This is a genomic window from Cohnella fermenti (assembly GCF_004801405.1).
Classification (GTDB): Bacteria; Bacillota; Bacilli; order Paenibacillales; family Paenibacillaceae; genus Cohnella; species Cohnella fermenti.
The window spans coordinates 18,139-30,485 of sequence record NZ_SSOB01000032.1 but is presented as its reverse complement, the minus strand read 5'-3'; the positions used below and the strand labels follow the sequence as shown (position 1 = coordinate 30,485).

The window sequence follows — 12,347 nt, the reverse complement described above, 5'->3', positions numbered from 1 at the left end:
CCTCGCGGGTTCCGTCCTATAATCGAGTCAGTTACCCGGGCTCTCCGGCTAGCGCACAAGACAAAGGGAGGTTTTACAACGTGTTAAAGCAATGGGGTTATGCGGCGCTCGGCGCGACATTGATCGTTGGGCTTGCGGCTTGTTCTTCCGGCAACGAAGGCGGTTCTTCGGACGCCTCGAATAGCGGGGCCGCTTCTGCAAGCGCTTCAGGGCAAAGCTCCGGGGAGAAGACGAAGATCTCCTACTGGACGCCGGACCGCCACGACGCGGTGTTCATGCAGGCGAAGATCGACGAGTTCAACAAGACGAACACGGACAACATCGAGGTCGAGATGACGGTCATGGCCGACAACTACCCGGACGCCGTCGACATCGCGTTCGCCAGCAAGCAGGCGCCGGACGTGCTGCAGATCAACAACCTCGACACCTACGTGAAGAAAGGCTACATTACGCCGCTGGACCCTTACATGGACGACGCGACGAAGGCCAGATTCGCCACCGTCCTGATCGAGAACAAGAACATGATCGACGGCCAGATCTATTCCCTTCCGAATATAGGTCAGACGTGGCGCCTCATCTACAACAAGGACCTCTTCGCCAAGGCCGGCCTCACCGAGCCTCCGAAGACGCTTGCCGAGCTCGTCGACTACGCGAAGAAGATCACCGAAGCGGGCAAGTCGGAAGGCGCCTACGGCTTCGCGAGCAATCTGAAGAGCTCCTCCGGCTTCTGGCGCCCTTCGATCACGATCGCGCCGGCGAGCAACACGACCGGAGCCGAGGGCTACAACTTCCAGACCGGCCAGTTCGACTTCGGCTCGCTGAAGGACGTCGCCCAGGCCCTCCATCAGATGATGGAAGACGGCAGCATGCTGCCCGGCGTCGAGAGCCTCGACATGGACCCGCTCCGCGCCCAGTTCGCGCAAGGGAAGATCGGCATGTATATCAATCACTCCGGCGAGCCCGGCGTCTACAAGGACCAGTTCCCGACCACGATCGACTGGGGCGCGGCGCTCCCTCCGACTTCGGACGGAACGATCCACGGCGCGATCAATGTCGTCGGCGGCTCCTACATCGGAATCAGCAACGACTCGCCGAATAAGGACAAGGCGTGGAAGTTCCTCGAATACGTGTACAGCCTGGATCTGCAGAAGGAATATTACGAGAGCGGCTACGGCGTATCGCTGATCCCGGACGTTATCGAAGCGGCGGCGACGCCATCGATCCCCGGCATTGAAGGCTTCCTGCCGACGAAGTACGATGCGATCTACCCGGCCACTCCGATTACCGCGACGGAAGCCGCGCTTGAAGGCACGAAGTACGCCGACGTCATGACCAAGTACGTCGTCGTGGGCGGGGACCTCGACAAGCTGATCGAGGACCTCAACACCCGCTACAACACGGCGCTCGCCAAAGCCCGCGCGGACGGCACGACGAAGATCGAGGCGGACCCGGACTTCGACGCCGCCAAGCTCCAAGGCAGTCTCGCCCAGTAATCGGGCATTCCATCGAATCGATTGATCGCACCGCAATCTTATCGCGCGCCGAGATTTTTCGGCGCCCTTTTTTGCATCGTTGCGCTGTTGCTATATAAGATCCGACATCGAACAGGAGGAACTCCCGTCATGATTGTTCACAACAACGATATCCCCAGCCGCAAGGTGGACGAATACGCCTCCCGCAAAATCCTCGGCACCGGAGGCAGCCTGATGATGGTGGAAGTCAGCTTCAAGAAAGGCGGCGTCGGCGAGGTTCACTTCCATGAGGAGCACGAACAGACCAGCTACATCGTCAAGGGCAAGTTCGAGGTGTCCGTCGGCGGCGTCAAGTCGATCCTGAGCGCCGGGGACAGCTTCTATGCGGGACTGCGCGTCCCCCACGGCGTCGTGGCGCTTGAGGATTCGATCATTCTGGACGTATTCACGCCGCTCCGCCAAGACTTCCTGGAAGCCGAGGTGGCGGAATGAGCCCGAGCATGAATCCGCACACGAGCACAAGTACGAACCCGTTCTTCCTGACGCACGACGAGCTGCGCGAAGCCGCCAAGGTGTTCGCCGCCTCCTACCCCGACCGGGCGAAGAAAGCCGTCGAGGTCGCCGAGCACGCCGGGCGCAACGAGTTCCGGCTTCCGTTCACGATGGCGATGGACCGCTGGGTCGACATGGGGACGCCGATCGACTGGCTGTACAACCCGACGCAGGACCTCGAATTCACCTGGATTCTGAACCGCCACTGGCATATGGAGGATCTCGGCAAGGCGTACCTGCTCACCGGACGCGAGGAGTACGTCCACACGTTCGCAAGACACTTCGAGGAGTGGCTTGTGCAGAACTCCCCGCCGGCGGAAGTGCCCTACGAGGAAGCGACCTACTTCCAGCGCCCCGGCCCGTGGCGGCTGCTCGAGACCGGCCTGCGCGTGCAATCGTGGATCTGGACGTACCGGATGGTCGAATCGAGCCCCCGGCTGTCCGATTCGTTCCGCGAACGCTTCTTCTCGGCCCTCGCCGAGCACGCGGACTACTTGGTCCGGTTCCTCGGCAGCGCCGAGATCAACCACGCGATCATGCACATGCAGAGCCTCTTCATGATCGGCGCCTTCCACGCGGAGCATCCGCGCTCGCCGCTGTGGCGCCAGCTCGCCGCCGAGCGGCTGGAGCTGTGCATGGCGCGCCAGGTCGGAGACGAAGGCGTTCAGAGCGAGCTGACCACACACTACCACAACGGCAGCATCGGCATGTTCGGAACGCCTTATCTGCTCGCGCTGAAGACCGGCTTCGAGTTCCCCGAAGAGTACGGCCGCAAGCTTGCGCGCATGGGAGCGTTCACCGAAGCGGCCATCCGTCCCGACGGCCAAGCGACGCCGATCGGCGACTCGGACTGGATCAGCCACGGCCGCAAGCCGCTCGGCCTGCTCGGCGCCATCCTCGGAGACAAGGCGCTGCTCGCGGCGGGAGAAGTCAGCGAGGAGCTGCTGTGGCACTTCGGGGCGGACGTCTATCTGCAGATGCGGGACAGCCAGGCTGCTTTTAGCCCCGGCACCGTCAGCCGCGCCTTCGAGCAGACCGGCTATTACTTCGTCAAGAGCGAGGGCCAGCACCTGTTCTTCGACGCGGCCGGAATGGGCGGCGCCCACGGCCATGCCGACGCGCTCAGCCTGGAATGGATGTGGCGCGGCCAGCTTATCTTCGCCGATCCGGGCAGGTATACGTACGAGGAAGGCGAATGGCGGCATTACTTCAAAAGCACGCGCGCACACAACACCGTAACCGTAGACGGACAAGACCAGACTCCTTACGTCGCAACGCAGCGCTGGGGCGAGCCCGTCGCGGAATGCGAGACGCTGCGCTGGATCGACAACCCGAGCTTCGCCTTCCTCGAAGCGACGCACGACGGCTACCTCCGCCTGGAAGCCCCCGTCCTGCACCGGAGATGGACGCTCCTCGGCAAGGAAGCCGGCGTCCTCGTCATCGTCGACTGGCTGGAGGGCGACGGCGAGCGGACGCTCGAGCAGCGGTTCCAGTTGCATCCGGACGCCTCGGTCGAGCTGGGCGGCTCGGAGGACGGCGCATCCCCGTCGGCGAGAATTGGTTATCCGTCGACGGAGGTGCTCGTCGACCTGCACTGGACGACGGCCGGCTCCGGCTTCGTCGTCTCCGAAGAGGCCGGCTGGATCTCGCGCATCTACGGGGAGAAGGAGCCGAACCGGGTGCTGTCGATGAGCGGAACAGCGAACGGCACGACGGGCATCGCCTGCGTCGCGCTGCCGCAGCTCGCAGCCGGCGGCGCTCCGGCCGCCCGGCTGGAGGAGCTGTCCATCGACGCGGAGCGCCGCTCGGCCACCGTCGTCTATTCCACGGCCGGCCGCACGATCCGAATCGCAATCGACCGGGCCGATGTGAAGTGGGCGATCGAGCAATAATAAGCGGCTCCCGTCCGGCCGCAGCAGAGAACCCGCCAGGGCCGAGCCCCCTGGCGGGTTCTTTGCTTGCGGTGGCATCGCCTCCATCCCCCTTCACAACCTCACACCTGCGATTCCTCCGATTCTGCGTTTTATGCGAAATTTCACATTCGTCGCCCGAATTTCGAGCGGTTCCGCTCATCACCCTCTCCAACCGCCTCTTCAGAGCTTCGTTGTGCGGGTTCCCGGCACATTGTTCCTAGACACGGGTCAAACTGGAGCGGCGATAGGTGCGCGGAGGGATCAAGATGAGTCACCATTACTCAAGTGCAGGCGTTCGAGCAGGCATGGTGGGGGCAGATGAGTAACCACGGGTCAACTGGAGCGGCGATTGGCGCGTGGAGGGACCGAGATGAGTCGCCATTACTCAAGTGCGGGCGTTCGTGCAGGCATGGTGGGTGCAGATGAGTCACCACGACTCAACTGGAGCGGCGATTGGCGCGCGGAGGGACCGAGATGAGTCGCCACATCATCACTCTCCAACCGTCTCTGTGGAGCGGCGTTGTGCGGATTTCTCCACTAACGCCTCCCCCTTCGCCTCTCCGCGCTCGAAGGATCGGACTTCCTTCACTCCGCCCCCAGCCTCTTCACAGTAGGCTTTCATAGCCACGGAGGCTGCGTACGGAAAATTTTCATTGTAGGGGGGACAACCGTCCTTGTTGGCATAGAGGTTTTTAGCATACATCCAGCACTTGGTCCGACGCGGTCGGCATGTCGGTGAGAAGCGAGACAGAGGTAGACGCGTTAGGGGCGCGACGGAGGCGACGAGAGCAACTCATGCGGAAACAGCGGCAGCGACACGAGCTGTCGTTATGCAGGTTTCCCGCACACCACCCCCTCCAACCGCCTCTTCGGAGCATCATTATCGGCTGCTTTGACATAGCCATCAAATCTGACTAAAATGGCCTCAGCAACTATCGCCGCGACGACGATCCGGCAGGAGTCCTTTGATACTGGCTATGGAGCAAGGTATATCGGCTATCATTTAACAAGGATGGAGGTTTGTTCGTATGAGCGTTAATGAGCCTGAAGCATTTAATAGATTTGAAGCGATTGAAGTTCTCGAGCGCACGCCGCGCACGTTGGAGATGTTCTTAACGGGATTGTCCGAAGGCTGGCTGATCTGCAACGAAGGGGAGGGGACGTGGAATGTTCGCGAAGTGATCGAGCACCTTATCGAAGGGGAGAAGATGAACTGGATTCCGCGATTGGAGTTCATTCTGAAGGAAGGCGAGAGCCGGCCGTTCCCTCCCTTCGATCGCTACTCTCACCTGAGCAACAAATCCGCACAATCGCTGGCAGAGAAGCTGCTCGAATTCCAGAAGCTGCGCGCCGAGAACCTGGACAAACTCAACAAGCGGATCGAATCGGAAGCGGATCTGGAACGCACGGGGTATCACCCCGCTTTCGGCGTCGTGAAGGTCCGCGAATTAATCGCCACCTGGGCCGCTCATGATTTAACGCACATCGCCCAGATTGTTCGAGTCATGGCCAAACGATATGAGCAGGCCGTCGGGCCGTGGCGCGAATATTTAGGCATTCTCAAGTAGCTCATTGGGTTTCGTTCCTCAAGACGGGGCTTCGTTTGCCGTTTCTCAGGACTAGCCCTTGTTATAACCATATTCCAATATAAGGTAATTCCCCGTAAAAACCGTCTACTATTTTTAAAAGGGGGTCTTATCCCTGCTGTTCAGGGCCGAATTTTCCAGTAATTAGGATACTGAATCAAAGGGATAAGGCACCCACTTGCGAAAAGGAATATGGGCCAGCTCAGCCAGCACGGCAAATATACAGGGTGGGGGTATACAAAAGAGGCTCGTCTGCCGCTCCCCTACTCCTCCAGCTAATCGCCGGGCTGCCGAGCTGGCGCGGGACTCATCGTGACGGCCGACGCGCGAAGCCGGTGGCCCAAGGCGTGCGAGAAGCCGGCAACGACATAACGCCGTCCCGGCTTCTCGCAAAAGTCTTCTATGTCAGCTTCGTTGCCGTATTCGACTTAATACCGATCCAAGATAAGGGCGGTCTTGAGGCCGTCAGCCGGCAGGAACCAGCCCTTCGCGACCAGCTTGTTCTTCAGCGAAGTGCGCTTGGCCGAAGCCGTCGCGTAGTCGTCGATCTTCATCGAGGCTTCCACCAGGTAGTCGTACCCGGTTCCGGATGCGCTGCGGATCTGCCACACTTCGATGTAGAGCTCCTCGCCGTCCCACTCTCCGATCGATCGCTTCGCCTCGACGGGGCCGTAGATGTGCGCGTCATCCAGAATGTCTTCGGCCCAATCGCCGGGCTTCCAGTTCTCCAGCTTGCCGGGCAGCTTGTCTACCGCCATGTCGCGGGAATCTCCCTTGCTCGGCAGCTCCATGCCGTCGTAGCCCTTCTTGGTGACGTCCTTCTTGTTGCTGAAGCTGAGCGTCTGCGAGGAATAGCCCCATTCGACCTGCGGCTTGTAGTCCTCCTCGTCCGCGTCGAAGCCGTCTTCCTCCGCCGCTTCCAGAGCCGCTTCGATGTCGCCGTTAACGATCGGATAACGCTTCTTGTAGGTAAGCTCGAATTCCTTGTCGCTGAACTCCTCCATCTTGCGGATGCGCACGTTCCAGCCTTCGTCGTTCAGCTCAAGATCGTCGCTGTCCAAGTATTGTACGTTCATCTTCTCCACGGTGGAAGGCATGTCGAATTCGTCGAGTACGGAGCTCTTCAGCTTGTGGTCCGAGTTCAGCACGACCGCGGGGTCCAGGTACCACTTCACCTCATAGTCCGGTACGGCGAGCCCGGCGGCATGGGCCGGCGTGATCCCGGTCAAACTCGACGTCAGCAGACTTGCACCAAGCGTCGCAATCGCGAACAGACCAAGCTTCTTCTTCATTAACGATTCTCTCCTTCGCATTGGGGGATGCTTCCAATGTAGCAGGAGATCGTCCGGCAAGCGTTATCGTCACGTCAACGCGAATGTTAATCCTGCAGCGACGGCATGAATACTTCCATAGAATCATTCTATAGAGCGCTTCTATCGTCCCAAGCTCCGAATCACTTAGAAGAAAATCAGATGAAGTCCGCCGAGTGCGGCCAGGGAGAGGATAATCGCCTGGAAGTACTTCTGCGGAATCAGCGGCAGCACCTTGAAGCCGATCGCCGCGCCGACGAGCACGGCCGGAATGACCCAGGCGTTCAGCGTAAGCGAGCGGGCGTCGATGAGTCCGAGGTAGACGGTGAAGGGGACTTTGATGACGTTGACGATAAAGAAAAAGAACGCGTTCGTGCCGACGAAGTTCGTCTTGTTCATGCCCTTGGACAGCAGGTAGACAGACATGATGCTCCCGGCCGCATTGCCGATCATCGTCGTGAAGCCGGCGAGCACGCCGAGCGTTCCCGCGAACAGACGCGATTGGCCAAGCGAGATGTGGAGCCAGCTCTCCAGCTTCGCTCTAAGCAGATGCACGACGATCAGCGCCAGCACCAGCGAGCCGATCAGCACGGACAGCGCGCCGTTGCTGATGTAGTCCAGAACGACGAAGCCGACGGCGATGCCCGCAAGCACCCACGGCAGCAGCGTGAACAGATGCTTCCACACGACCGCCTTGCGGTAGTACATAATGGCGATAATATCGCCGGTGATGAGGATCGGCGTCAGCAGGCCGACCGATTCGCGGGCCGGGAACGTCGCGGCCATGATCGAGGCGACGAAGATGCCGAGCGTCGGCAAGCCCGTCTTCGTGAAGCCGACCATCACCGCGCACAGAACGGTAACGATAATTTGCACAGTCGTATAATCCATGGGAGCTCTCCTTGTGCATTCCGCTATACAGATGAGATAACGCCCATTTATTCTAGCTGTTTCTTCCGGCAGTGCCAATAGATTTGGCTGTTTTTCTATCGAATCGGCTGGCATGGATGAACCAGGACGCGCCGAGCAGGACGGCCCCGGTCAACGCGAAGACGAGCGGAATTCCGAAGGCGCCGCCCAGGATGCCGCCGAGCAGCGGCCCGAGCACGAAGCCGAGCATATTCGCCGATTGGCTCAGGCTCACGGCTCTGCCCCGGAATTCGCTGTCGACGAACTGCACGATCAGCGCATTGAGCGCCGGGAACACCGCCGCGTAGAAGAGCCCGTAGCCGAAGCGCAGACCGGTGAAGGCGGCGACGCCGGGAACGAACAGTTGCAGCAGGCTGCCGATCCCGCCGCCCGCAAGACCGACGATCAGCGTTCTGCCGAAGCCCCATCTCCCGCCCATTTTCCCCCAGAAGGCACCGGTCAGCACCGTCGCCAGACCTACCGCCGAGAAGGCAATGCCCGAGCTCAGCATCGCATTGCTCTCGTCCGCGCCCAGTTCGACGACATAGAGCGACAGCAGCGGCTCCAGCATGTAGGTCGACACGGTGACGACCGCAATGATGGCATAAATCCGCAGCAGCATCGGCGTCTTCGCCGCCTGCCTCAAGTCTTGCTGCACGGAAGTGCGAGCCGCTTCGCGCCGCCGCTGGGCCTCCCGAACGCCGAAGACGATCAAGGCGGACAGAATCATGAAGACGCCGGACAGAACAAAACATCCCCGCAGCCCGATCCACTGACTGACCAAACCTCCCGCCAAGGGACCGACGATGCTTCCTGCGGCCGTAGAAGTCGACATGATGCCAAGCGCGTACCCGACATGCTTCTCCGGCGTGTTCGTTCCGACCAAGGTCATCGATGCCGGGTAGAAGCCCGCCATGATTCCCTGGAACACCCGAACGGCAAGGAACGAGATGAGATCGAACACGAACACATTGGCGATATAAGCGAGTCCGAGCCCGATGCCCGAGCGGATCAGCATCGGCTTGCTGCCGAAGCGATCCGCGAGCGAGCCCCAGAACGGGGCGCACAGGCCGCTCACCAGGAAGCTGATCGAGATGGCGATGCCGGCCCAAGTCTCGACATGCCGATGAACCCCGAGATCCTGTCGCAGGAACAGGGGGTAGAACGGCGTGGACAGCGTAGCCGCCATGCCGTTGATAAACATGCCGCACCAGAGCAAATACATGTTGCGCTTCCAATCGGGCAATGCGAAGCCTCCTGTTCGTTAGGTCCACAGCGAATTCGGCAGTTCGCGCCGAAGCACGGGAGCCACTTCCTCGGCGAAGCGCGCCATCTGCTCCTCCTGCTCCGATTCGGTCAACCCGTCGACGCTGATCCCGAGCACCTGATTGCCGAATGCCCGATGATAATCCAGGATTTTCTCAATGACGCTGTCCGGGCTTCCGATCAGGCCCGAGCTTCTTGCCGCGTAGTCCTCCGCATCGACGAACGGCGATCGGTTGTGCCGGGCGGCCTCGGTATTGGAGAAGGTGTTGTAATAAGGGCGGTAGCGCTCGATCGCCGCTTCCTTCGTGTCGGCGATGTACAAGCCCCCGGTCCCGGCGCCGACGAGCGCCCGGGTCGGGTCATGGCCGTGGAAGGCGAGGCGATCGCGGTAATGATCGATCAGCGCCTTGTACTTGCCTTGCTCGTGCGCCGCGTTGGACGAGAACAACGGCTCGCCGTACTTCGCGGCCAGCTCCGTCGAGATCTCGCTCGAGGCGCTGCCGTGCCAGATGCGGATCGGCCGCTGCAGCGGCTTCGGCCACACCGCAGCGTTCTCGAGTGAAGGCCGATAGCGGCCTTCCCAGGTCACTTCCTCCTCCGACCACAACCTTCGAAGCAACTCGTACCGCTCCGCCAGGGAATCCCACTGTTCTTCCGGTCGGAGGCCGAAGAGCGGATAATGGCGCGGATCGTTGCCCTTGCCGATGATGATGTCGAGGCGCCCGCCGCTTAAGTGATCCAGTGTCGCGTAGTCCTCGGCCACGCGCACCGGGTCGAGCACGCTGAGCACCGTCACCGTCGTCAGCAGCCGAATCCGCTCCGTCCGCGCGGCGATCGAAGCGAGGATGACCGGCGGCGCTGCCGACAGGAACGGCGGTCCGTGCCTCTCCCCCACGCCGAAGCCGTCGAAGCCGAGCTTCTCGGCCAGTTCCGCTTGCCGCAATACGTTGCGGAACTTCTGCTGATCGGTCAGCTTCTCCCCGGTCAAGGGATGCGGCAGATTCATAATCAGACTGAACAGCACGAACTTCATCGGCTCTCCCTACCCTCTCGAAGCCGGTTCCTCCGGCCGCTCTCTCTACAAGCCAAGCAGCTTGGCCCCGTTCTCATAGAGAACCTTGTCCAGTACGCCAGAATTCCACTCCTGCTTGCGGAAGTGCTGAATGGCGAAGTCGTACGGAACGTTCGGATAGCAACTGCCGTACAGAATACGATCGGAGAGCGCAAGGTTCGCGGCTTCGACATAGAGCTTGCTGCCCGGGAAGCCCAGGTAGAAGTCGGGAGACAGGTAAATATTGGGACTGGCCAGCGCCGTCATGATCGCTTCGCTAACCAGCGGCCAGGCGCCGTGCGAGATGATGATCTTCAGATCGGAATACTTGCGGGCGTGCTTCACAAGCCGGGACGGTCGAATGAAGTCGTAATCCGGCTCCGCGCCGAGCAAGCCCAAGTACCCGCTGAGCACGATCGACAGCGGCAAGCCATGCCTCAGGCTGGCTTCATAGACGGGCTCCCAAGCCGGATCATCCAGCGGAATTCGCGGCTGAATAAAGCCGGGATTCAGCGACACGCCGCGGAACAGTCCCGTCGGCGCATACTTGTCGATGGTCGCGACGGCGCTGGCGATATCGGGCGTGTCGATGCCGATAAATCCGCTGAACCGCGAAGTCGGTTGACTCCGCAGGAATGCCGCAAGCTCTTCGTTCGACGAGCCGGGCTCGTTGCCCCGCCCCATAATGACGCCGTGCGCAATTCCCCAGCGGTCCTGCTCGGCGATCACTTGCTCAAGCGTCTCCGCCGACGTCGGCTCCAGGTCCAGATTCAGCAAGGAAGCGAAGGCCCGCTTGCCTTCGGCGAACAAGCCCTCCCACCCCGGAATCGGCGCTTTGACGCGGAAGTCGATCGTCATCGCTTATCTCCCCCTTGGCTTGAGAGCACCGACTTGGCTTGAGCGTACCGATTCTCGGGGAACGGCAGCCCCAGATTGCCGCGCAGCGTGTCGCTCTCGTATTCCTTGCGGAACAAGCCGCGCTCCTGCAGAATCGGCACCACATGGTCGACGAAGTCTTCCAGACCGCCGGGAACGGCTTCGAACAGAATAAACCCGTCGGCCGCGCCGGCCTCGAACCACTTCTGGATCAGATCGGCCACCTGGGCCGGCGTCCCGACAAACTCGCTTCGGCGGGTAGCCGCACGAAGCGCGACCTCGCGCAGCGTCCAGTTGTTCGCCTTGGCGTCCGCCTTGATCTTGTCGGTTCCGCTCTGGAAGCTGTTGCGGCCCAACTCCCCGATATCCGGGAACGGCTCGTCCAGCGGGTACTGGCTGAAGTCGTGGTGCTCGAAGAAGCGGCCCAGATGGTCCAGCGCCTTCTCGATTGTGACCAGCTCCGCCACCTCGCGGTACTTCCGTTCGGCTTCCTCCTCCGTCGCGCCGACAATCGGCCCGATTCCGGGGAACACGAGCACGTCGTCCGGGGAACGGCCGAACGCTTGGGCCCGCTCCTTGACGTCGTTATAGAACGCGACCGCATCCTCGATCGTCTCGTGCCCGGTGAAGATCGCGTCCGCTTCGCGGGAAGCGAAGCTCTTGCCGACCTCCGATGAGCCCGCCTGGAAGATCACCGGCCGTCCCTGCGGGGAGCGCGCAATGTTCAGCGGTCCTCTGACGGAGAAAAACCGGCCCTGGTGGTTTAACGTGTGCAGCTTCTCGGGATCGAAAAAGACGCCGGTCTCCTTGTTGCGGACGAAGGCATCGTCTTCCCAGGAATCCCACAAGCCTCTTGTCACCTCAAGATACTCCGCCGCGATCTCGTAGCGCAAGTCGTGCTCGGGATGCTCCTTGTTGTTGAAGTTGGACGCGGTGCCTTCGAGCGGGGAGGTCACGATGTTCCAGCCGGCGCGCCCGCCGCTGATCTTGTCGATGGTGCCGAATTGCCGCGCGACGGTGAACGGCTCGCTGTAGGTTGTCGACAGCGTCCCGACAAGTCCGATCTTCGAGCTCTGCGAAGCCAGCGCGCTGAGCAGCGCAATCGGCTCGAAGCGGTTCAGGAAGTGAGGGATCGATTTCTCATTGATGTACAAGCCGTCGGCGATAAAAATAAAATCGAGCTTGCCCTCCTCGGCTTTGTGCGTCCACCTCTTGTACTGCTCAAAGTTGACGCTCGCATCCGCAAGCACGTTAGGATGCCGCCATCCGCTGACATTGCCTCCCACGCCGTGAAGAGCCGCTCCGAACTTGATTTGCTTCCGATTCGCCATCGTGCGTTCACTCCCTTTGCCCAAAATAAGTATAATTCCTATTAAATTAGTTAGGATTATCCTCATTGTAAGGGCGAAGCT

General features: G+C 60.8%; 10 protein-coding genes. 4 read left to right on the top strand and 6 right to left on the bottom strand.

What is annotated here, in order from left to right; translation table 11 throughout:
• Nucleotides 1–80 precede the first annotated feature (80 nt).
• The 4 genes from E6C55_RS22130 (at nt 81) to E6C55_RS22115 (ending at nt 5,505) form a co-directional block, all read left to right on the top strand.
• Entirely contained in the window at nt 81–1,493 is a 1,413-nt protein-coding gene (locus E6C55_RS22130; RefSeq protein WP_136372003.1) for an ABC transporter substrate-binding protein, read from the top strand.
• Nucleotides 1,494–1,622: 129 nt separating this feature from the next.
• Entirely contained in the window at nt 1,623–1,964 is a 342-nt protein-coding gene (locus E6C55_RS22125; protein WP_136372002.1) for a cupin domain-containing protein, read from the top strand.
• On the top strand, nt 1,961–3,916 hold the full coding sequence (locus E6C55_RS22120) for an alginate lyase family protein (RefSeq protein WP_136372001.1): 1,956 nt from the start codon (nt 1,961–1,963) through the stop codon (nt 3,914–3,916). Before E6C55_RS22125 ends, E6C55_RS22120 begins: the two co-directional genes overlap by 4 nt.
• A gap of 1,049 nt (nt 3,917–4,965) precedes the next feature.
• Nucleotides 4,966–5,505 carry a DinB family protein gene (locus E6C55_RS22115; RefSeq protein WP_136372000.1) on the top strand — a complete coding sequence of 180 codons (540 nt, stop codon included), beginning with the start codon at nt 4,966–4,968 and terminating at the stop codon, nt 5,503–5,505.
• Nucleotides 5,506–5,951: 446 nt separating this feature from the next.
• Here the strand turns inward: E6C55_RS22115 and E6C55_RS22110 are convergent, their stop codons facing one another.
• The 6 genes from E6C55_RS22110 to E6C55_RS22085 form a co-directional block, all read right to left on the bottom strand.
• Nucleotides 5,952–6,815, bottom strand: a complete 864-nt coding sequence (locus tag E6C55_RS22110) for a hypothetical protein (RefSeq protein WP_136371999.1) — start codon at nt 6,813–6,815, stop codon at nt 5,952–5,954.
• A 165-nt stretch (nt 6,816–6,980) separates the two neighbouring features.
• Complete coding sequence (locus E6C55_RS22105) at nt 6,981–7,724, bottom strand: sulfite exporter TauE/SafE family protein (protein WP_136371998.1); 744 nt, start codon at nt 7,722–7,724, stop codon at nt 6,981–6,983.
• Between the two features lie 52 nt (nt 7,725–7,776).
• Nucleotides 7,777–8,988 carry an MFS transporter gene (locus E6C55_RS22100; protein WP_136371997.1) on the bottom strand — a complete coding sequence of 404 codons (1,212 nt, stop codon included), beginning with the start codon at nt 8,986–8,988 and terminating at the stop codon, nt 7,777–7,779.
• A gap of 18 nt (nt 8,989–9,006) precedes the next feature.
• Nucleotides 9,007–10,041 carry an LLM class flavin-dependent oxidoreductase gene (locus E6C55_RS22095; RefSeq protein ID WP_136371996.1) on the bottom strand — a complete coding sequence of 345 codons (1,035 nt, stop codon included), beginning with the start codon at nt 10,039–10,041 and terminating at the stop codon, nt 9,007–9,009.
• 45 nt (nt 10,042–10,086) lie between these two features.
• Complete coding sequence (locus E6C55_RS22090; protein WP_136371995.1) at nt 10,087–10,917, bottom strand: amidohydrolase family protein; 831 nt, start codon at nt 10,915–10,917, stop codon at nt 10,087–10,089.
• Entirely contained in the window at nt 10,914–12,266 is a 1,353-nt protein-coding gene (locus E6C55_RS22085; protein WP_136371994.1) for an LLM class flavin-dependent oxidoreductase, read from the bottom strand. The genes E6C55_RS22090 and E6C55_RS22085 overlap by 4 nt, the downstream gene beginning before the upstream one ends.
• Nucleotides 12,267–12,347 lie beyond the last annotated feature (81 nt).

Bases quoted from the DNA above. Each gene is read 5' to 3' on its own strand.
- E6C55_RS22110 (WP_136371999.1), bottom strand. From the start codon at position 6,815: ATGAAGAAGAAGCTTGGTCTGTTCGCGATTGCGACGCTTGGTGCAAGT.
- E6C55_RS22115 (WP_136372000.1), top strand. From the start codon at position 4,966: ATGAGCGTTAATGAGCCTGAAGCATTTAATAGATTTGAAGCGATTGAA.
- E6C55_RS22090 (WP_136371995.1), bottom strand. From the start codon at position 10,917: ATGACGATCGACTTCCGCGTCAAAGCGCCGATTCCGGGGTGGGAGGGC.
- E6C55_RS22125 (WP_136372002.1), top strand. From the start codon at position 1,623: ATGATTGTTCACAACAACGATATCCCCAGCCGCAAGGTGGACGAATAC.
- E6C55_RS22120 (WP_136372001.1), top strand. From the start codon at position 1,961: ATGAGCCCGAGCATGAATCCGCACACGAGCACAAGTACGAACCCGTTC.
- E6C55_RS22095 (WP_136371996.1), bottom strand. From the start codon at position 10,041: ATGAAGTTCGTGCTGTTCAGTCTGATTATGAATCTGCCGCATCCCTTG.
- E6C55_RS22105 (WP_136371998.1), bottom strand. From the start codon at position 7,724: ATGGATTATACGACTGTGCAAATTATCGTTACCGTTCTGTGCGCGGTG.
- E6C55_RS22085 (WP_136371994.1), bottom strand. From the start codon at position 12,266: ATGGCGAATCGGAAGCAAATCAAGTTCGGAGCGGCTCTTCACGGCGTG.